The 21,396-nt window shown below is 37.4% G+C and carries 21 protein-coding genes and 1 tRNA gene; 8 read left to right on the top strand and 14 right to left on the bottom strand.

Features of this window, described 5'->3' with window-relative positions; all coding sequences use genetic code 11:
• Positions 1-52: 52 nt before the first annotated feature.
• The 3 genes from asnS to ACZ1GR_RS12990 are packed head-to-tail and all read left to right on the top strand — an operon-like array spanning position 53 to position 3,584.
• Positions 53-1,486: an asparagine--tRNA ligase gene (gene asnS, locus ACZ1GR_RS13000; protein ID WP_472609386.1), complete on the top strand. Its 1,434-nt coding sequence runs from the start codon at positions 53-55 to the stop codon at positions 1,484-1,486.
• Between the two features lie 38 nt (positions 1,487-1,524).
• On the top strand, positions 1,525-2,982 hold the full coding sequence (gene rpoN / locus ACZ1GR_RS12995; RefSeq protein WP_377768098.1) for an RNA polymerase factor sigma-54: 1,458 nt from the start codon (positions 1,525-1,527) through the stop codon (positions 2,980-2,982).
• Positions 2,982-3,584 (top strand): hypothetical protein, encoded by a 603-nt coding sequence (locus ACZ1GR_RS12990; RefSeq protein ID WP_472609385.1) that lies wholly within the window; start codon positions 2,982-2,984, stop codon positions 3,582-3,584. The genes rpoN and ACZ1GR_RS12990 overlap by 1 nt, the downstream gene beginning before the upstream one ends.
• On the opposite strand, the gene ACZ1GR_RS12985 is transcribed toward ACZ1GR_RS12990, so the two are convergent.
• The 8 genes from ACZ1GR_RS12985 to ACZ1GR_RS12950 form a co-directional block, all read right to left on the bottom strand.
• Positions 3,579-4,286 carry a porin family protein gene (locus ACZ1GR_RS12985; protein ID WP_472609384.1) on the bottom strand — a complete coding sequence of 236 codons (708 nt, stop codon included), beginning with the start codon at positions 4,284-4,286 and terminating at the stop codon, positions 3,579-3,581. The genes ACZ1GR_RS12990 and ACZ1GR_RS12985 overlap by 6 nt on opposite strands.
• Before the next feature lie 79 nt (positions 4,287-4,365).
• Positions 4,366-4,848 (bottom strand): ExbD/TolR family protein, encoded by a 483-nt coding sequence (locus tag ACZ1GR_RS12980; RefSeq protein WP_377768094.1) that lies wholly within the window; start codon positions 4,846-4,848, stop codon positions 4,366-4,368.
• 10 nt (positions 4,849-4,858) lie between these two features.
• The gene (locus ACZ1GR_RS12975; RefSeq protein ID WP_377768093.1) at positions 4,859-5,485 is read right to left on the bottom strand and encodes an ExbD/TolR family protein; all 627 of its coding nucleotides are present in this window, start codon (positions 5,483-5,485) and stop codon (positions 4,859-4,861) included.
• 11 nt (positions 5,486-5,496) lie between these two features.
• Positions 5,497-5,937: a hypothetical protein gene (locus ACZ1GR_RS12970; RefSeq protein ID WP_377768092.1), complete on the bottom strand. Its 441-nt coding sequence runs from the start codon at positions 5,935-5,937 to the stop codon at positions 5,497-5,499.
• A 26-nt stretch (positions 5,938-5,963) separates the two neighbouring features.
• A complete protein-coding gene (locus tag ACZ1GR_RS12965) occupies positions 5,964-6,689 on the bottom strand; it encodes a MotA/TolQ/ExbB proton channel family protein (protein ID WP_377768091.1) in 726 nt (241 codons plus the stop codon).
• A gap of 77 nt (positions 6,690-6,766) precedes the next feature.
• Positions 6,767-6,854, bottom strand: a tRNA-Ser gene (locus tag ACZ1GR_RS12960).
• A 154-nt stretch (positions 6,855-7,008) separates the two neighbouring features.
• Entirely contained in the window at positions 7,009-8,040 is a 1,032-nt protein-coding gene (locus ACZ1GR_RS12955) for an asparaginase (RefSeq protein WP_472609383.1), read from the bottom strand.
• Between the two features lie 9 nt (positions 8,041-8,049).
• Entirely contained in the window at positions 8,050-8,817 is a 768-nt protein-coding gene (locus tag ACZ1GR_RS12950; RefSeq protein WP_472609382.1) for a TatD family hydrolase, read from the bottom strand.
• Between the two features lie 128 nt (positions 8,818-8,945).
• On the opposite strand from ACZ1GR_RS12950, the gene ACZ1GR_RS12945 reads away from it, so the two are divergent.
• Positions 8,946-9,389: a retropepsin-like aspartic protease gene (locus tag ACZ1GR_RS12945; protein ID WP_472609381.1), complete on the top strand. Its 444-nt coding sequence runs from the start codon at positions 8,946-8,948 to the stop codon at positions 9,387-9,389.
• Between the two features lie 52 nt (positions 9,390-9,441).
• On the opposite strand, the gene odhB is transcribed toward ACZ1GR_RS12945, so the two are convergent.
• Both odhB and ACZ1GR_RS12935 read right to left on the bottom strand, forming a co-directional pair.
• The gene (odhB, locus tag ACZ1GR_RS12940; protein WP_472609380.1) at positions 9,442-10,659 is read right to left on the bottom strand and encodes a 2-oxoglutarate dehydrogenase complex dihydrolipoyllysine-residue succinyltransferase; all 1,218 of its coding nucleotides are present in this window, start codon (positions 10,657-10,659) and stop codon (positions 9,442-9,444) included.
• Between the two features lie 26 nt (positions 10,660-10,685).
• Entirely contained in the window at positions 10,686-13,487 is a 2,802-nt protein-coding gene (locus ACZ1GR_RS12935; RefSeq protein WP_472609379.1) for a 2-oxoglutarate dehydrogenase E1 component, read from the bottom strand.
• Between the two features lie 118 nt (positions 13,488-13,605).
• On the opposite strand from ACZ1GR_RS12935, the gene ACZ1GR_RS12930 reads away from it, so the two are divergent.
• Positions 13,606-14,121 (top strand): alpha-ketoglutarate decarboxylase, encoded by a 516-nt coding sequence (locus ACZ1GR_RS12930; RefSeq protein ID WP_472609378.1) that lies wholly within the window; start codon positions 13,606-13,608, stop codon positions 14,119-14,121.
• Here the strand turns inward: ACZ1GR_RS12930 and ACZ1GR_RS12925 are convergent.
• The 4 genes from ACZ1GR_RS12925 to ACZ1GR_RS12910 form a co-directional block, all read right to left on the bottom strand.
• Positions 14,118-14,480, bottom strand: a complete 363-nt coding sequence (locus ACZ1GR_RS12925; protein ID WP_472609377.1) for a hypothetical protein — start codon at positions 14,478-14,480, stop codon at positions 14,118-14,120. The genes ACZ1GR_RS12930 and ACZ1GR_RS12925 overlap by 4 nt on opposite strands.
• Positions 14,481-14,496: 16 nt before the next feature.
• Complete coding sequence (locus ACZ1GR_RS12920) at positions 14,497-15,768, bottom strand: metal-dependent hydrolase family protein (protein WP_472609376.1); 1,272 nt, start codon at positions 15,766-15,768, stop codon at positions 14,497-14,499.
• A gap of 90 nt (positions 15,769-15,858) precedes the next feature.
• Positions 15,859-16,875: a UDP-glucose 4-epimerase GalE gene (gene galE / locus ACZ1GR_RS12915; RefSeq protein ID WP_472609375.1), complete on the bottom strand. Its 1,017-nt coding sequence runs from the start codon at positions 16,873-16,875 to the stop codon at positions 15,859-15,861.
• A gap of 41 nt (positions 16,876-16,916) precedes the next feature.
• Entirely contained in the window at positions 16,917-18,071 is a 1,155-nt protein-coding gene (locus tag ACZ1GR_RS12910) for a DegT/DnrJ/EryC1/StrS family aminotransferase (RefSeq protein WP_472609374.1), read from the bottom strand.
• Between the two features lie 149 nt (positions 18,072-18,220).
• Between ACZ1GR_RS12910 and ACZ1GR_RS12905 the strand changes: the two genes are divergently transcribed.
• From ACZ1GR_RS12905 to ACZ1GR_RS12895, 3 genes are all read left to right on the top strand, one after another.
• A complete protein-coding gene (locus ACZ1GR_RS12905; protein WP_472609373.1) occupies positions 18,221-19,396 on the top strand; it encodes a 3-deoxy-D-manno-octulosonic acid transferase in 1,176 nt (391 codons plus the stop codon).
• Positions 19,397-19,429: 33 nt separating this feature from the next.
• Positions 19,430-20,812: a sugar porter family MFS transporter gene (locus ACZ1GR_RS12900; protein ID WP_472609372.1), complete on the top strand. Its 1,383-nt coding sequence runs from the start codon at positions 19,430-19,432 to the stop codon at positions 20,810-20,812.
• 399 nt (positions 20,813-21,211) lie between these two features.
• Positions 21,212-21,334: a hypothetical protein gene (locus ACZ1GR_RS12895; RefSeq protein WP_377768077.1), complete on the top strand. Its 123-nt coding sequence runs from the start codon at positions 21,212-21,214 to the stop codon at positions 21,332-21,334.
• Positions 21,335-21,396 lie beyond the last annotated feature (62 nt).

The following is a 21,396-nucleotide window of genomic DNA, read 5'->3' as shown; positions in this document are numbered from 1 at the left end:
CACTTTCTTTAGGCAAAAACCTATCTTTGAACCCTAATTTATACGCTTAAGAATGAAACTCATTTCTGTCAAAGAATTGCTTGAAACACAACCTACTTCACAAGAAGTAGAAATTAACGGATGGGTAAAAACCTTTAGGAGTAATCGCTTTATTGCCCTAAACGATGGTTCTACCATAAATAACATCCAATGCGTAATCGATTTTGAAAATTTTGATGAAGAATTAATCAAAGGAATCTCAACTGGCGCTGCTATTAGAGTAAAAGGAGCGCTTGTAGAAAGTCAGGGTAAGGGACAAAATGTAGAAATTCAGGTATCATCATTATTTATTCATGGAAAAGCAGATGCAGATAGCTACCCGATACAACCTAAAAAGCATTCTCTCGAGTTTTTACGTGAAAAAGCACATTTAAGAGTTCGCACGAATACGTTTTCGGCTGTAATGCGGGTTCGTTCGGCACTATCTTATGCTGTACACACCTATTTTCAACAAAACGGATTCTATTACTTTCATGCTCCAATTGTAACCGGTTCAGATGCCGAAGGCGCAGGAGAAATGTTTAGGGTGACTACCTTAGATGCTAAAAACCCTCCCCTAAATGATGATGGCGCCGTAAACTACAAAGAGGATTTCTTCGGCAAAGAAACCAACCTAACTGTTTCAGGTCAATTAGAAGCAGAAGCTTATGCTATGGGGCTAGGTAAAGTATATACCTTCGGTCCGACTTTTAGAGCAGAAAATTCGAATACTTCACGTCATTTAGCTGAATTCTGGATGATAGAGCCAGAAATGGCTTTCTATGATTTGGATATGAATATGGACTTGGCCGAAGATTTTATAAAATGGGTCATCAACTATGTTTTAGACAATTGCCAAGACGATCTACAGTTCTTGGAAAAACGTCTGTTAGATGAAGAAAAATCAAAACCTCAGGCAGAGCGAAGTGAGATGCCTTTGATTGAAAAATTAAGATTTGTAGTAGACAATAATTTTAAGCGTGTATCTTACACTGAGGCCATTGAAATATTGAGAAACTCAAAGCCGAATAAAAAGAAAAAATTCGACTATATTATTAATCAATGGGGTGCAGATTTGCAAAGTGAGCATGAACGTTTTTTAGTAGAAAAACACTTTAAATGTCCTGTTATTCTATTTGATTACCCTGCTAAAATTAAGGCTTTTTATATGCGTTTAAATGAAGATGAGAAGACAGTTCGGGCAATGGATGTTCTTTTTCCAGGAATTGGGGAAATTGTCGGTGGCTCGCAACGAGAAGAACGCCTTGAAGTACTACAACAAAAAATGGCAGACCTAGGTATTGAGGAAGAAGAACTCTGGTGGTATCTAGATTTACGTAAGTTTGGTACAGCAGAACATAGTGGCTTTGGTCTTGGTTTTGAGCGTCTAGTGCAATTCTCAACGGGAATGGGCAATATTAGAGATGTTATTCCTTTTCCAAGGACACCGCAGAACGCGTCTTTTTAAATTGAATTCTTTAACTTTATAAGTAAGGAAAATCACATATGCTCAAACAACATTTACAGTTTAAGCTTTCACAAAAATTATCGCCTCAACAAATTCAGTTGATGAAGCTGATTCAACTGCCTACACAGGCTTTTGAACAGCGATTAAAACAAGAATTGGAAGAGAATCCGGCGTTGGAAAGTGGTAAAGCTGAAAATGAAGACATAGAAGACCCTTATGACGATACCTTTGATGATACTACCGACAGTGAATCTATAAGCGCAGAAGACATCAACATAGACGATTATCTCAGTGATGATGAAGTACCTGATTACCGCACCCAGACGAGTAATTACAGTGCTGATGACGATGAAAAGAGTATTCCCTACGCTGCGGGCACATCATTCAATCAATATCTATTAAGCCAACTCAATACAGTTTATTTATCAGATGAAGAATGGGCAATAGCTGAATTTCTTGTGGGTAGTGTTGATGAAAGCGGGTATATAAGAAGGCCCTTAACGGATATTATGGATGATCTGGCCTTCACACAAAATATTTATACTGAAGAAGATAAAATAGAAAAGGTTTTAAAAATAGTTCAAGAGCTAGACCCGCCCGGGGTAGCGGCCAGAACTTTGGACGAATGCCTGATCATTCAATTAAAAAGGAAAGAACCGACTCCTTCAATCGAATTGGCCATTTCAATTCTTGAAAGGTCTTTTGAACAGTTTACCAAGAAACATTACAGCAAACTTCTTTTAAAATACGACATCAAAGAAGAGCAACTAAAAGATGCCATTGGCGAAATTGAAAAACTCAATCCAAAACCAGGAGGTTCTTATTCGGGCAATAATAGAATGGTAGAGCATGTTGTACCTGACTTTTCTATCAAAATTGTAGATGGTGAATTAGAACTGACCTTAAATGGACGTAATGCACCAGAGTTACATGTCTCAAGAGATTATAGCAATATGCTACAAGGCTATAAAGACGCCAAAGAGAAGTCTAAATCACAAAAAGATACTGTTGTCTTTATCAAGCAGAAGTTAGACGCTGCAAAATGGTTTATAGACGCAATTAAACAGCGACAGCAGACCTTATTTGTTACCATGAATACTATTATGGAATATCAGAAAGAGTATTTTTTAACTGGTGATGAACGCAAACTAAGGCCCATGATACTAAAAGATATCGCCGATAAAATCCATATGGATGTATCTACGGTATCACGTGTGGCCAATAGCAAATATGTTGACACTCCTTACGGAACAAAATTGATTAAAGAATTTTTCTCTGAATCAATGAAAAATGAGCAGGGAGAAGATGTTTCTACAAGAGAAATAAAAAAGATTTTAGAAACGGTTATTGGTGAGGAAGAAAAAAAGAAACCATTGACCGATGACAAATTAGCTAAAATTCTCAAAGAAAAAGGCTATCCAATTGCAAGGCGAACGGTCGCCAAGTACCGCGAGCAACTAGGCATACCTGTGGCTAGGCTTAGAAAACAAATCTAATGACACGTTTTCTAAAAGTTATCTCTTACATTTTTCATCCTCTTTTCATACCTATCGGCGGAACCCTTGCCTATTTTGCTATTGCTCCATATAGTTCTTTAGCGCAACAAAGCGGAAATATTTTACCAATTTTCATCTTAACCGTAATTATTCCGATAATCTTTTTTCTGATTCTTAAGAATTTAAAGCTCGTAACCTCAGTTTTTGCGCCTACAATTCAAGAAAGAAAATATCCATTACTCATTAGCATTGCTCTATATCTGATGATCTTATATAAAGTAATACCCCAGAATTACATTAGCGAGCTTTATTTTTTCTTTGTAGGATTGCTCACCGCTTCTGTTTCGTTGTTCGTATTACTACTTTTAAAGTTTAAAACAAGCATTCATCTTCTTGGCATGGGAAGTTTGCTTTTATTTTTGGTTGGGTTAAGTATTCATTTCGAAGTTAATATTACTATAGCTATAGGAATGGCTACACTCTTAAGTGGTCTAGTAGCAACATCTAGGCTCTATTTAAAAGCACACACTACACCCGAATTGGTCATAGGCTTTATTGTTGGGGCGTGCTCTCAATTGTTTCTATTTAAATTTTGGCTATAGAATATAGAAGATAACCCCAACCCTTAAAGGCTGTATTTCTATAGCTTCATTATTTAAAGTAGCGTTATTTTCAAGTAATGGATTTAAACTATAATACAAGTGAACATTCCAGGTGTTATACCCAAAATTGAGTGTTAACCCATATTGCCATTGTGAAATATCATTATTTTGAAAGCTAATATTGCTGTTTTTGTTTTCAGAAATAAACTTTGATTTTCGTGAAAAGAGATAAGCTGCTTTTACCCCTCCGTAAATTCTCCAAAACTTGTAATCGGTAGCATTAGAAGTTCTCCATCGTAGTTCAAATGGAAATTCAACCGCGTGTGTTTCAAACTTAGTACGATTCAAACTATCTGCAGCAATTGGGAGTCTATAATTAATATCAGAACCTAAATCTTCTGCTATAATATTACTGTAATAAGAATTAGTCCCATAACCTACACCTAACCCAAAACCAAAATTTCGCTTTGTATTTATGGGGATATCTTTAATAAAACCCAACTGAAGTCCGTACGATAAGTTTCTCTGTATGACCCCTTCTGGTTTGTTTAGTAAAACATTATAAGCTAAACCTGCATAGAACTGATCTTCTAGGTATCTAGAAGCTACTATAGGTTCAACTTCGGTGCTATCTTGACTTTGCACCTTTAAAAATGATAAGAAACAACTAATTATGATTATTACTGCTCTAATTATTCGCATACAGCAAAATAAAACAAAAAACGCTCCAGATTTATCATCTAAAGCGTTTTAAAACTAAATTTTAGTCTAATACCTACTCCTACTGCAGGTTATTAAAAGCATCGCCTTCGAAAGTAGTATAATTTACTTTAAGGGCATTTACTTTTCTTAATTCTTGCTTAATATCTGATATCAAGCCCATATTGGCCTCTTTATCAACTTTTAAAGCAGTTGTCAATACATTTTGTAATTCTTGTGGCTTTTTGGCACGCTCGGCCAAAATATAAGAACCTACTTCATCAACACTAGCGAACTTATCATTCAATTGAATTCTAGTTTCTGTACCATATACACTTGCGTATTCTCTAGTTGGCTTACCTGCGAAAATATAAATCACACGGTCTTTCTTTTCCAACTTCTTAATTTCAGTTGCATTTGGTAAGGTATTCTCTACCATTATTGAGCTATCCTTCATAACAGTAACCGTCATAAAGAAAAACAATAACATAAAAACAATATCAGGAAGTGATGCCGTTGAAACCGCAGGTAATTCTCCGTCTTTCTTTTTTGCAAATTTTGCCATCTATTCTTTTTTATTGGTTCTTAGAAGTTTCAGCTTCCGATAGTTTTTGTGGAAACAACTCTTGAATTCTTTTTACTTTATCCTTGAGTTCATCTCTAACACTGCTCGGGGTTTCCGGATTCAAATATTCAGCTTCCATTTTAACAAAGTCAGTACCATACAAACGTTGCGCTTCACGATTACGTAAATCGTTATAGGCCCCGACCAATTCATTCTGAACTGTGATGTATGTGCTATACTTTGTTTCTCTGTCGTTCTTAAGGGATATAATCGCCTTATCAGGATTATCCGAAGAACTAGCATCTCTTTTACCCTTGCAATAATTACAATATTCTGGGCTTCCAGAAGGTGCTCCTCCGTTATCTAGAAAAGCAATTGCAGCTTCCCTTAGATTCTTAATATCCATTATCTCTTCTTCCACCAGTAGTTGTCCGTTTCTATTGATGTTTACCGTAAAAATATTTTTTTGCTTAATTACAACATCAATATCTTCTGGTGGCTCCATTGGAGGAAGCATTCTATCTAGCCCTGCATCTGTTTCTATGGTTGTAGTAACCAAGAAAAAGATAAGTAGCAAGAAAGCAATGTCCGCCATAGAACCAGCATTTACCTCTGGTGCTCCTTTTCTTCTAGGCATAACTTATATTTTTACTTAACGAATATTTTTTTAACTCCTGACCAGACCATTAGTGCCACGGCCACTACTGTAAGAATGAAGAAGACATTTAATCCCATTCCTATATTCTTTACCGTACTTTCGGTTGCACCTTTGTCAGCCATTGCGTCAGCAATCGATTTAGCCTCATCTCCTGAAGATAATCCATAAGAAATAGCTACAATTACCGCTAATCCACCTAAAGCGAAAAGCGCTTTTTTGAGTCCGCCCGGCGTAGTCATCATTTTCTTTAGACCAAAAAACAATGCCAATGCGGCGGCAGCTATTAGAAGAACCCATGTCAAAACAAACATTAGGTCAATCGCTCCGCTGTTAATAGCTTCGGGATCATCACCTGACGGCATGAAGAAGAAGCTTAGGACAGCCCCTATAACTCCGATAACTATTAATACAATCTTTAATATTTTTTGCATGATTCGATAGTTTTAAATGTTATCAATTATTTTTTATGGGCAGCCAACATATCAATCAAAGAGATTGATGAGTCTTCCATATCATTTACGATACCATCGATTTTAGCAATAATGTAGTTGTAAAAAATTTGAAGGATAATTGCAGTAATCAGACCAAATACAGTAGTCAATAAGGCTACCTGAATATCACCTGCAATCAGTGATGCGCTTAAGTTACCTACAGCAGCAATCTTCTGGAAAGCCTGAATCATACCAATTACCGTACCCATGAAACCAAGCATCGGTGCAATAGCGATAAATAAAGATAACCAAGACACGTTCTTTTCTAATTGACCCATTTGAACTCCACCGTAAGCTACAACAGCTTTTTCGGCAGACTCCAGTCCTTCACCAACCCTATCCAATCCTTGGTAAAAGATAGATGCAACAGGCCCTTTTGTATTTCTACAAACTTCTTTGGCAGCTTCAACACCACCTGACGCTAATGCATCTTCAACTTGTTGTTTTAATTTAGAAGAATTGGTACTTGCCATATTAAGGTATATAATACGCTCAATTGCAACTGCCAAACCTAAAATTAAACATAATAATACGATACCCATAAAAGCTGGTCCACCTTGTATGAACTGTTCTTTCAATACTTGAGTAAAACCTTTGCTTGCTTCAGCAGCAGCTTCTTCTTGAGCCATGGCTGTTGTTGTACCTAAAATAAACATTCCGGCAATAGCCAGAGAAGAGGATATTTTTTTCATCGTGTTCAAACTTAAATTTAGTTAGTTAATAATGTTAAAGATATAAAAATTTAATAATTAAAAAATTAATTGTTCAGCAGAGAGGAAGGGATTCGAACCCTCGATACACTTTTGGTGTATACACACTTTCCAGGCGTGCGCCTTCGACCACTCGGCCACCTCTCTATGATTCATCCGTTATTAAAACTACTTTTTAACGGTCGGATGTAATTCATCATTTTCAATTTATCCAACATCTTAAACCGTCACGGCTCATTTCATAGTTAGGTCGCCCAATAAACAAAAAAATAATTAGTTAAAGAAATTTGAGGAGTTAATTTTACTGCATTTCCCCTCGTAAAGAAGTCTCAAAAATAGTCTTGAACAACTTATCGGAAACACCACTGCCCAAAAGATACATCGCTTTCGTAATTGCCGCCTCAAATGTAATGTCCTTACCATTAACGAGTTGAATCTTTTTTAGCATTTCACTTGTTTCATAATGACCCATTACAACACTACCCCCTGCACATTGTGTTATGTTGATTACATGCAAACCGCTGCTTATTGCTTTTTTCAACTTAGCAATAAACCATTCGTCGGTTGGCGCATTACCTGCACCATAGGTTTCTACCACTAAGACCTTTAGGTTTTCGCTTGAAAGAACTGCATCTAAAACCGATTCACTAATTCCTGGAAACAGCTTTAGTGCCCCAACCTGATTGCTCATTGTTTTGTGCACCTTCAATTTTTTCCTGTTTCCTTTCAGGTCTAGTAAAAAAGTAGAATTCACCTTTAAGTTGACTCCAGATTCTGCAAGTTCTGGATAATTGGGAGAGCTAAAAGCCTCAAAATGTTCTGCGTTAATTTTCGTGGTTCGGTTCCCCCTATAAAGTTTGTACTCAAAATATAACCCTACTTCTCGTATTACCGGTCTATTTCTTTCTTGTAAAGAGGCAATTTGGATTGATGTTATTAAATTTTCTTTGGCGTCTGTTCTTAAATCTCCAATGGGCAATTGTGATCCCGTGAAAATTACCGGTTTGGTCAAGTTCTCTAACATAAAGCTTAAAGCAGAAGCGGAGTAACTCATCGTATCACTTCCGTGCAATACCACAAAACCATCATGACTATCATAATTTTCTTCTATTATAGAAGCAATAGCTACCCAGTACTTAAGATTCATATTTGAAGAATCAATTGGGGTTTTAAATGAGACGCTACTTATGTTGCAGTCTAATTGGGCCAGTTCTGGTATATGCTTTAATAGCTTGTCAAAATTAAAAGCTTTTAAAGAACCGGTCTTGTAGTCTTTCACCATACCAATGGTACCACCGGTATAAATCAATAATATGTTTACCTTTTTCTGCATTACTTTTATTTAAACTCCAAACACTTCCTTAGAATTGGCAGTGGTTCTATTGGCAATATCCGTCTTGCTCAGATCGTAAATTAAAGCCAATTTTTGCAATACTTCTATAAGGTAGGCACTTTCATTTCGTTTCCCTCTGTAGGGAACCGGCGCCAGATAAGGTGAATCAGTCTCAAGAACAATATGTTTTAAATCGATTTGATTTAAAAATTGGTGGATCTTTCCATTTTTAAAAGTAGCTACTCCACCGATACCCAACTTCATGCCATAAGAAATTGCTTTGTGGGCCTGTTCTAATGTACCCGTAAAGCAATGGAAAATCCCAAATAAATCAGCTCCCTGCTCTTGTTCCAAGACTTCAAAAATCTCGTCGAAAGCATCGCGACAGTGAATCACGATAGGAAGCCTATACTTTTTTGCCAACTGTATTTGATAAGCAAAAGCTTCTTGTTGTTGCTTTAAAAACGTCTTATCCCAATACAGATCAATACCTATTTCGCCAACTGCATAGAATTGCCTTTCTGATAACTGCTCCTCCACATGCCTTATTTCTTCTTTATAGTTTTCTTTTACATGTGTAGGATGCAAACCCATCATTAAAAACACATTCTCTGGATAAGCTTTTTCCAAATCATACATCGCTTGGGTATATGATGAATCTATCGCCGGAATAAAAAAACGATTTACCCCTATATCAATTGCCCTCGCTATAGCCTCATGTCTATCTTCATCAAAAGCCTCGCTATATAAATGGGTGTGGGTGTCCGTTAAAATCATATCGCAAAAATAGGTTTATCTTTATGAAAGCCCATGGCAGTATTTAATTTAAAATCTTAGATCCCTGCCATATAGAATTGAGAAAATAAAAAAGATTGGGTAAAATTTTCAAGAACAGAATTGCTTAGATGAAATCACTTAAAAAATATTTAGAAACAAAAAAATACACACGCATACCTTTAGTACTAACTGCTACTAATCATTTTGAAGTTTCTGCGAAAATCAATGGCGTTTCCGGTCGTTTTATTTTGGATACCGGTGCATCCAATACTTGTATAGGAATGGACAAAATTGAATTCTTCCATTTAATATCAGAGGCTACAGAAGTTAAGGCCGCCGGAGCCGGAGCCACCGAAATGGAAACATTGGTTTCTAATAAAAACAAAGTACAGCTTGGCACTTGGAAAAAGAAAAAACAGAAGATCGTACTTTTTGATCTTGTGCATGTAAACGAAGCCCTAACTGCTCATAAAGCCTTACCTGTAGATGGTATTATAGGGGCAGATATTCTTAAAAAAGGAAAAGCGATTATCGACTACGATAAAAAGCGTCTTTATCTAAAGATGAAATAAAAAGGGTTTCATTAAAAAACAAAACCCTTTTTTAGTACTAATTTCTTAGCCTTTATAACTCCAAAGCCTTTTCAACGTTACCATTCATCAACAACTCTTCCGGACTTTCCAAAGCTTCCTTTACCGCCACTAAAAACCCTACGGACTCTTTACCATCAATTATTCTATGATCATAAGAAAGGGCAACATACATGATTGGCGCGATTGCAATGGCGCCATCTTTAGCGATTGGGCGCTCCACAATATTGTGCATACCTAGAATTGCACTCTGAGGAGGGTTAATAATTGGCGTTGACAACATAGAACCAAAAACACCACCGTTAGTAATTGTGAATGTACCTCCGGTCATTTCATCAACCGTAATCTCACCTTCCCTAGCACGAATGGCCAGTCTTTTCACCTCTGCCTCAATACCTCTAAACGTTAAGTTCTCTGCATTTCTAATCACAGGAACCATTAAACCTTTAGGTCCGGATACGGCAATACTGATATCACAAAAATCATAGGAAATCATTTCTTTACCGTCGATCATAGAATTCACTGCTGGATACATTTCTAATGCTCGAACGACAGCCTTAGTAAAAAATGACATAAAGCCTAAACTGACCCCATGCTTACCTTTAAAGGTTTCTTTATATTGTTTACGCAGTTCAAAAATCGGCGACATATCAACCTCATTAAAGGTCGTCAACATTGCTGTCTCATTTTTTGCAGACACCAAACGTTCGGCTACTTTTCTACGGAGCATAGATAGCTTTGAACGAGACTCTCCTCTATTACCACCTGTTGGCGTGCCCATTGAAGGAACAGCTTTTACCGCATCTTCTTTGGTAATTCGACCGTCACGCCCTGAACCAGAAACCGATGAAGCGGACACCCCCTTTTCATCCAATATTTTCTTGGCAGCCGGAGAAGGTGTGCCTGAAGCATAGGTCTCTTTTTTTGCTTCTACAGCTTTCGGGGCCTCTTTCTTAGGTTCTTCTTTCTTTGGCTCAGCTTTAGTTTCGGTTTTTGCATCACCTGCAGGCTTTTCAGCACTTGTATCAATTAAACAAACTACTTCACCAACGGCTACGGCGTCACCCTCTTCTGCTTTAAGTGTTATGGTACCACTTTCTTCCGCAGGGAGTTCTAAAGTTGCTTTATCTGAATCTACCTCAGCGATAGCTTGGTCTTTCTCTACATAATCTCCATCTTGTACTAGCCACTCTGCAATCTCTACTTCGGTTATAGACTCTCCCGGTGAGGGAACTTTCATTTCTAAAATCATCTTACTTTCCTTTATTTCGAGTTTGTTTATTTTTTTCTTACAAAATTATCTTTTGTTTTGTCAAAAACGTAATCTATTACTTCTTGATGTCTACGTTTTGAACGAACGGCACTACCTGCCGCAGGCGCACCGTAAAATCTTCTAGAAGCTACCCTAAAGTCTTTTGCTTCTTCTAAATGCATTAATAAATGGCCCCAAGCCCCCATATTTCTAGGTTCTTCTTGGGCCCAAACTATTTCTTCCGCTTTATTATACTTTTTAATCACCTTTTGTAAAGCTGCTACTGGTATCGGGAACAACTGCTCTAATCTAACCAGCGCAACATCATCTCTTTTAGACTCTTCTTTTTCGGCAAGCAAATCATAATAAAATTTCCCTGTACATAACACCAAAGTTTTGGTTTTGCCCGCAGTAGCCGTTGGGTCATCAATCAATTCTTTAAAACTACCGTTTGCCAATTCTTCTTTTGTAGAAACCACTTTTGGGTGCCTCAGCAAACTCTTCGGAGTAAACACAACTAGTGGCTTTCTGAATTCAGCTTTCATTTGTCTTCGCAACAAATGAAACATATTTGCTGGGGTAGTGACATCGGCCACATACATATTATCCTTGGCACATAGCTGTAAATAGCGTTCCATACGTGCCGATGAATGCTCTGCACCCTGACCTTCATAACCATGAGGCAATAATAGGACCAATCCGTTCTGAAGCTTCCATTTATCTTCGGCAGATGATAAATATTGATCGATAACAATTTGGGCTCCGTTGCTAAAATCACCAAATTGAGCTTCCCAGATAGTTAATGTTTTTGGGTTTGCCATGGCATAACCATAATCAAAGGCCATTACCGCATACTCTGACAATAAAGAATTATAGATATGGAATTTACCGTTTTGTTGGTCGCCTAACTCGTTCAATAGAGTCACTTCCTCTTCATGCATTTCGGTTTTTATAACCGCATGTCTATGCGAAAAAGTACCGCGTTCAACATCTTGACCGCTCATACGCACATCATACCCTTCTTCAATAAGTGAGCCGTAGGCCAACAGTTCTCCCATAGCCCAGTCTAACTTATTGTCCTCAAAGTACATTTTGTGACGCCCCTGCACCAAACGTTCTAGTTTTCTCAAGAACTTTTTACCTTCTGGCAGTTTGGTAATACTGGCAGCTACCTTATCCATTTTTTTAAGAGAATAGGAAGTTTTTATCGGCTTCAGCATAGCATCTTCTTCCATGCGCTTGAAACCTTCCCACTCATCTTGCATAAATGGCGTTATTCGTGTCTTCTCTATTTTACGGGAATCCATCAAATCTTCTTCAAGATTCTTTTTATATTCCTGTTCCAGATTCTTAACATATGCCTCATCGATAACACCTTCCGCAATTAACTTTTGCGCATAAATGTCTCTTGGGTTCTGATGTTTAGAAATAGATTTATACAATAATGGTTGTGTAAATTTAGGCTCATCACCTTCATTGTGTCCATATTTTCGATATCCCAATAAATCTAAAAATACATCACGCTTAAAACGCATTCTATATTCCAAAGCAAATGTTGCCGCATGAACAACGGCCTCGGCATCATCAGCATTTACATGAAGTACTGGGGAAAGGGTTACCTTTCCGATATCTGTACAATAGGTAGATGAGCGTGCATCTAGATAGTTTGTCGTAAAACCGATTTGGTTGTTTACCACGATATGTATGGTACCCCCGGTTTGATACCCATCTAAACGAGCCATTTGAATAATTTCATAAACCACGCCTTGCCCTGCAAAAGCTGCATCTCCGTGAACAAGAATCGGTAAAACTTCTGAATTATTATCTTGATGAGAGGCGTCTTGTTTTGCTCGAGCGATACCCTCAACGATTCCATTGACCGTTTCTAAGTGCGATGGATTTGGAGCTATATTCATGTTCATCATCTTACCAGAATCTGTTTCTCGCATAGATGTCCAACCCAAATGATATTTTACATCACCATCAAAAATGGTCTCTTCATAATCTTTACCATCAAACTCACTAAAAATATCTTTTGGTGATTTTCCGAAAATATTCGTTAATACGCTCAAACGGCCTCGGTGCGCCATACCCATGACCACCTGTTTTACACCGGCATCTGCTGCTTTTTCTATAATCATATCCAAGGCAGGAATTAGAGACTCTCCGCCTTCTAATGAAAAACGTTTTTGCCCTACATATTTGGTATGCAAAAAACTTTCAAAAGAAACAGCCTCATTTAGCTTTCTAAGGATATTTTTCTTTTCATCGGCTGAGTAGCTCGGATGATTGTCATTCACATTCAACCAGTCCTGAATCCATTGAATGCGGTCTGGAGTACGAATATACATGTACTCCACCCCTATTGCATCACAATAAATACTTTCTAAATGTTTTATAATATCCTTAAGACTGCTCGCACCAATACCGATGATACTGCCGGCATCAAATACGGTATCCATATCCTCTTGAGAGAGCCCGAAATTGGTCACATCAAGATTTGGCTCGTATTTGCGTCTTTCCCTTACCGGGTTAGTTTCCGTAAATAAATGCCCGCGCGAGCGATATCCGTCAATTAAACGAATAACATTGAATTCTTTTTGTAATGATTGCGGAATTTCTACTTGTTGCCCATTGATTAAGGCAGACCCTGCATTTTCAGTAGGTCTTATATCAAGCTCATCCAATGAGCTTTCCATACCAAAATCAAAACCTTGAAAAAAAGCCCTCCAACTGGGCTCAACACTATCCGGGCTTACTAAATACTTGTCGTACATCTCCGAAAAAAAGGAAGTATGCACTGCATTCAAAAAGGAATATTTATCCATGAATTACTTTCTGTATCTTTAGCATAAATTTTATCAAAAATACAATATTTACAGCAGCTAACGGAGCAAGAAAAGGTATTATTGTTAAAAATGAAAGTTTAAAACAAATTCTCTTAAAATGGCCTTAAAAAAAGTTCTTTTTTTACTTTTCATTAGCACTTTAGTGCAACATACCATTGCCCAAACATCAACTAATTCCAATGATTTTTGGAGGAACGTACGTTTTGGTGGCGGACTGGGTTTTGGCCTTAACAATGGTGGGTTTAACGCTTCGGTTTCCCCTAGTGCCATTTACCAATTTAATGAACAGTTTGCGGCGGGAACCTCATTTACCTTTAATTATGCCAAATTCGATAATGATAAACGTTTGGCCTATGGGGCGAGCGCTTTAGCGCTATACAATCCCGTGCCATTTCTACAAATCTCCGCTGAATATGAGCAACTACGTGTTAACCTTAGCCAACAGGTAGGAGCTACGACTTTTGAGGATAATTATTGGTCTCCAGCCCTATTCTTCGGTCTCGGATACACCAATAGAAATGTCACGATAGGTCTTCGTTATGACGTATTATACGATGAGAATAGAAGCATTTACTTGGATGCCTGGATGCCTTTTGTTCGAGTGTTTTTCTAACTTTTTTTACTATAAATTCTTTTGAAATAGACCTTTTGATATATTCTTTTTAAGACTAGAAAAACTACTTGCTCCGATACATCCACAGCATCAGTGGGTTTTATAGTAGCGAAGGAAGCTTCTGGCACATCAATGGAATACATTAGGTTTAAATAGCCTTCAAAATCTTCCAATAGCAATACATAGATTTTTTCTTTTAAAGTTGTTTCCAAGGCACCTGAATCTACGTCGTTCACTATTGAAAAAGCGATGTTCACATGCTCAAAATCTTTCCGTAGTTGTTGCACTAATTCATCGTAAAGCCCATTTTCGATGGCTCCACTCAACAATTGCCCTGTATTTTCTGGATTAAGATCCATAATGGCTTATAACTCCCTATTGTTTGTATATTTTTCCATCCTTCATTACAAAAACAACTTCTTCTAGCGTTTTTACATTTTCAACAGGGTTTTCATTTACCGCAATAATATCAGCTAAAAATCCTTTCCTTAACTGGCCTAAATTATCAATCCCGAGCAGTTTTGCATTGGTAATGGTTGCTGCCTTTAAAGACTCTTTGACAGGAATACCCGCTTCCAATAAATAGCCAAACTCAATGGCGTTTTTTCCATGTGGAAAAACCCCGGCATCGGTACCGAATCCCATGGGGACCCCTTTCTTATATGCCTTGGCCATGGTCGACTGGTGAATTGGTCCAATTTCCAATGCTTTACGAGCCACAACAGGCGGAAAGAAACCTGGTTGTTTTGCTTTCTCGGCGACCTGTTTGCCAGCACTTATTGTTGGTATTAAGTAACAGTTGTACTTAACCATCAATGCCATAGTTTCTTCACTCATAAAAGACCCGTGTTCAATGGTATTTACACCGCCCAGAACAGCCAATTTCATGCCTTCATCACCATGTGCATGTGCTGCTACGGACATACCATAATTTTTTGCAGTGCTAGTTATTGCTTGAATTTCTTCCAAAGTAAATTGTGGGTTATGCCCGCTTTTAGCAACGCTAAGCACACCACCGGTTGCCGTAATCTTAATTACATCCGCCCCATTTTTATAGCGTTGTCTAACCGCTTTTTTGCCATCTTCTGGTGAATTGACTACTCCCTCTTTTGGACCAGGGTCACCCATTAGCTCTTTTCTTCTACCGTTTGTGGGGTCAGCATGGCCTCCCGTGGTAGCCAGGGCCATTCCTGATGTAAAAATTCTAGGGCCATCTACCAATCCTTTGTTAATGGCATTTCTAAGTGAAATATTAACTCCCGTTCCACCTAAATCTCTTACGGTGGTAAAGCCTGCCATTAAAGTCCTTTTTGCATAAACCGTACTCTCCAGGGCCACATCAGCTTCATTTAGCGTAAACTCCTTCATATAACTTCCCTTGTTATACTCCGACTCCATATGCACATGCATATCTATCAATCCGGGTAAAACAACCTTATCCTTTAAATCTACGACTGTATCATTACTTCCTCCTTTAACAAATCCATCTTCAACTGCTTCAATGATATTACCTGAAACAATTATTGTCTTTTGAGAAAGCATTTTTCCGTTGGACATATCTATAACCGTTCCGCATTGCAAATATGTTTTTTGGGCTACTAATGTTAAGCAAGAGAAAATTGAAATAAGTAGAAGAAATTTTTTCATGATTGGTTGGTCTAATTTTAGTCTTTTAAAAGTACTAAAATAAAATAGCCCAACTAATAAGTTGGGCCATTCCTAATAAATGTGTTTTTATCAGTTCCTGATTTTCTGCTCCCAGTCCCATGCAGATTTCATTGCTTCATCTAAGGTCGATTGCGCTTTCCAGCCTAAGACAGTATTTGCTTTTTGAGTATCGGCATATGCCTCTATTACGTCACCTTCTCTTCTCGAGACCACTTTATAATTCAATTTTCTACCCGAAACACGCTCAAAGCTCTTGATAACATCTAAAACGGAACTCCCTGTACCTGTACCAAGATTGAAGACTTCATAATTTTCTCCATTTTCGTCCTTGACCAAACGCCGCAAAGCCGCAACATGCGCCTTGGCCAAGTCAACAACATGAATATAATCTCTGATACATGTTCCGTCTTCCGTAGGGTAATCATCACCATATACCGATAATTGCTCTCGCATACCAATACCTGTTTGGGTAATAAATGGAACTAGATTTTGTGGCACACCTACGGGCAATTCGCCTATCTCAACACTTGGGTGAGCACCTATTGGATTAAAATAGCGAAGTGCTATAGCCGATAAATGTGGCGTGACCTTACAAGTATCTCTAATAATCTCTTCACCAACCTGTTTTGTGTTTCCATAAGGTGATTCAGCTGGTTTTATAGGAGCATCCTCTGTAATAGGCATACTATCTGCTTGACCATAAACCGTACAAGAAGAACTGAATATCAAACTAGCTTTTCCCTTTTTGGAGAGTTCTTGGAGCAAATAGGTTAAAACACCTAAATTATTTTCATAGTACAACAAGGGTTTCTCAACGCTTTCACCAACAGCTTTTGACGCTGCAAAATGAATAACTCCCTCAATATCTGTATGTCGTGAAAAGAAATTTTCAACCTTTGATTTATCTCTAAGGTCAAATTGCTCAAAAACAGGCTTTTTGCCAGTAATGTTTACAATTCCATCCAATACTTTTTCCTCGGCGTTGGAAAGGTTATCTATTATCACAACATCAAAGCCTTCTCTTTGCAGTTCAACCACAGTGTGCGAACCTATAAAACCTAAACCTCCGGTGACAAGAATCTTCATATACTATTTTTACAAGGAACTAAAGTTATAATTTTAACTTACTATTTATTTACAAACTCGATAATCATAGCCGTAATATAGCCTATCTGCTCATCATCCAACTCCGTATGCATCGGTAAAGAAATAACTTCTTCAACCAATTGATTCGTTACAGCAAAGTTGGCTTCGATATAACGCTCATCAACATAGGCTTTTTGACTATGCAATGGAATAGGATAGTATACACCGCATGGCACTCCATTATCATTTAAATGTTGCACTAAGGCATCCCTTTTACCATTCGTGATTTTTAGGGTATACTGATGAAACACATGACAATCACAGGTATCACAAATACCATCACAACCATTAACAGTTTTGGGCACTACAATATGTTCTTGATTCTTAAAGGCTTCTGAATATTTTCTAGCAGCGTTTCGCCTTTTAGCGTTATAACTATTCAATTTCGGAAGCTTTGCCCTTAAAACTGCAGCCTGAATTGAATCTAATCTAGAATTTACGCCAACAACATCATGATGGTATCGTTTGTACATCCCATGATTTACAATACCTCGGATGGTATGGGCTAAATCATCATCGTTTGTAAATATTGCGCCACCATCACCGTAACAACCCAAATTTTTTGAGGGGAAAAAAGAAGTAGAAGCCACATGACCTATGGTACCGGACATTCTTTTTGTGCCATCTTTAAACGTATGTTTTGCACCAATACCTTGGGCATTATCTTCGATAACAAAAAGGTTATGTTTTTTGGCCAAATCCATAATGGCATCCATATCTGCGCACTGACCAAACAAATGCACTGGAACAATTGCCTTGGTTTTGGGTGTAATGGCTTTTTCTATGGCATCGATAGAAATATTGAAAGTATCTGGCTCTACATCTACTAAAACTGGAGTCAATTGCAACAAAGCGATTACTTCAACAGTGGCTGCAAATGTAAAATCTGCAGTAATGACTTCATCACCTGGCTTTAAACCCAAGCCCATCATACATATCTGTAAGGCATCCGTACCATTGGCACATGGAATTACATGCTTTACCTCAAGATAATCTTCCAGTTCTTTTTGAAAAGCGTGAACCTCTGGGCCATTTATAAATGCAGAAGATTCTAAGATATTTGATATTGATGAATTTACCTGGTCTTTTATTCCTTGGTATTGACCGCCAAGGTCTACCATCTGAATTTTTTTCATCTAAACGAATTAGACCACAAAATTAAGAAATTAAGCCACTGCAAATCTTCATTGCCATAAGAAATGTATTTTAGCACAAACTTATTTTTGTGCACGCCTTGTATTCCTTTTTGGTTCGTATAGCTTGGTTTTTTCTAAAACTGATAGCATTGATAAAACCAAAAATTAAACTTTTTGTAGATGGTCGTAAAAATGTCTTTTCAGATTTAAGTGGTTCCATCACCTCTAAGGACAAAGTCATTTGGATGCATGTAGCGTCTCTTGGTGAATACGAACAAGGTCTTCCTATTCTTCAAAAGCTTAAAAGGCTTTATCCAAACTATAAACTGTTACTAACATTTTTCTCCCCATCAGGCTATGAAGTAAAAAAGAACACTCCCTTTGCAGATATTGTCACCTATCTTCCTTTGGACACCATTACCAATGCTAAAAGATTTATCAAACTGGTCAATCCAAAAATGGCCATATTTATCAAGTATGAAATTTGGCCAAATTATCTAAATACCTTAAAGAAAAATAAAGTGCCCACATTTTTAGCGTCTGCATTATTTTCTAAAAAGCAGGTCTTCTTTAAATGGTATGGTAGCTTTATGCGAAAAAGCTTAAAAGCGTTTGACCACTTCTTTGTGCAAGATTCAAACTCAAAAAAAGCTCTAAATTCAATCGGTTTCAATAATGTTACCGTTAGTGGTGACACACGATTTGATAGGGTATCTGAAATTCTCGATCAAAACAACGAACTTGACTTCATGAATGCTTTTAAGCAAAATAAGTTTTGCGTTGTTGTCGGAAGCAGTTGGCCCGAAGATGAAAAAATCATTGCCGATTTCATAAACACTTCTGCAGAAAACATCAAGTTTGTAATAGCACCACATGATATTAAAAATGAGCACTTAAAAAGTTTAACAGAACGTCTTACCAAAAAAACTGCCTGCTATTCTCAGAGAGCAAGTAAGCCTTTAGAGAATTACGACGTGTTAATTATTGATACAATTGGGCTACTCACAAAAATCTATAGTTATGCTGATATGGCATACGTTGGGGGTGGTTTCAAAACCGGACTTCACAATACCTTGGAACCTGCCGTATTTGGAATACCAATAATCATTGGCCCAAATTATAGTGGTTTTAAAGAAGCTGAGGATTTGGTCAACAGCGGAGGCATTCTATCCATAAAAAACGAAGTAGAATTTCTTAAGACCATCAATAGCTTGCTGACCAATGAAAGCCTAATGAAATCTACAGGTAAAATTAATTCAAAGTATGTAAGTAGCAATACCGGAGCTACCATCAAGTTCTTGAACCATATTAATTCAAGAATTTAATTTTTCCTAGATTTAAACAAATTAAAACCAACCATGGATAAACGTATTTTAAGAATTTCGCTTACCGCGGCATTAGCAGGTTTTCTATTTGGTTTTGATACCGTTGTAATCAGTGGCGCCAACCAACCTATAAAAGAATTATGGGGTACGAACTGGTTTTTAGGAGAAACTCCGTTTACTTTCCACGGTATTTTTATTATGTCAATGGCCCTTTGGGGAACCGTATTGGGTTCTTTGTTCGGAGGTATTCCTTGTGATAAAATTGGGCGTAAAAAAACCTTACTTTGGATAGGCATACTCTATTTTCTGTCAGCAGTGGGTTCAGCTCTAGCTGTAGAACCTTATAGTTTTTCGTTTTTTAGATTTATAGGTGGGGTTGGGGTTGGTGCCTCTTCGGTAGCCGCTCCAATTTATATTTCAGAAATTTCTAAAGCTAGTAATCGTGGTCGACTTACGGCCATGTACCAGTTCAATATCGTGTTTGGAATACTAATTGCCTTTATCTCAAACTACCTCATCGGTCTACTTTTTACCCCAGATAATGCATGGCGTTGGATGCTGGGCATTGAAGGCTTACCCGCACTTATTTATACCATTATGGTGCTAAAAATACCAAATAGCCCAAGATGGCTGGCCTTAAAAGAAAGTGAAGATTCCACTATATTAAATGCCCTGCATAATCTTGGTATTGAAAAAGACCTTGCAATGGCGCGGCTCTCAGAATTGAAAAAATCGCTTGAGACTTCTATTTCCAATCAAAAAGAAAAACTCTTTGCAGGAAAGTATAATAAACCTTTACTACTAGCCTTTCTAATAGCCCTCTTTAATCAATTATCTGGTATTAACTTTGTACTGTACTATGCTCCCGAAATTCTAGAACGGGCAGGTCTAGCCTCTGGCGAATCACTGTTGAGTTCTATTTCCATAGGTGTTATCAACCTGATTTTCACCTTCATCGGTATTGCCCTAATTGACAAACTGGGCAGAAAGCAACTTATGTACATCGGTTCAATAGGTTATATTTTAAGTTTGGCCATGGTAGGCTGGTGTTTTTACAGCGGGGCAAGTTCTTTACTACTTTTAATATTTATTTTGGTTTTTATAGCCTCACATGCCGTTGGCCAAGGTGCTGTAATTTGGGTGTTTATTTCTGAAATCTTCCCCAATAAAGTTAGGGCCTATGGGCAATCTTGGGGCACTGGCACGCACTGGGTATTCGCGGCCCTAATAACCTTATTGACCCCAACCTTTTTAGATAGTGAGATAGGTATTTTTAAAGAAAATCCTTGGCCTATTTTTATTTTCTTCTCTACGATGATGATACTACAACTACTATTTGTCATTTTCATGATGCCTGAGACCAAAGGAGTATCTTTAGAAGATTTGGCAAAGAAAATGAGGGGCGCTAAAAAGTAGAAATACAATTCAAAATCTTGACCAAACACATATAAAACCAAGCCTTTTATCGAATAAGAGGCTGATTTTTAAGACAGTGTACTGAATAATTATGTACATTGATACAAACTATATGATTATGTCAGAAAAAGCATCAACGGGAACTGGTCTTTTAGACGGCTTTCTGCGATTAATGATTTTCGCTTTAGTCGCAATTTTAATAGCAATACCTGTATGTATTGCTCTAGAATTATTGGGAATATTATAAATGCAGCCATCAATATTTTTGGTTTAAAACTTACTTGACCACAAATATTAAGACTTTTACCACAAAAATGTAGGATTTTACAACAACTTCAATCCTTTAGGTAGTAATTAGACCTAACTTGAATATGAATCATAATTTAAGTAGGTTTTATTATGGAAAATTTATCATTTAAAAATGGGGTAGATTCGTATCTATCACTACTAATTATTGCGCTAAATGGCGTTTTGGCCATTACAGCAATTGGAACTTTACTAGCCTTAGTAGGCTTGATATGATGACTTATTAACCAAAAACAATTTAAGTTATTACGTGTTTAGTGGAAAAGCCTCTCTTAGTT

Source organism: Croceitalea sp. W27 (genome assembly GCF_055693185.1).
Note: the sequence above shows the minus strand (reverse complement) of the source record. Positions and strands in the feature narration are given on the sequence as shown.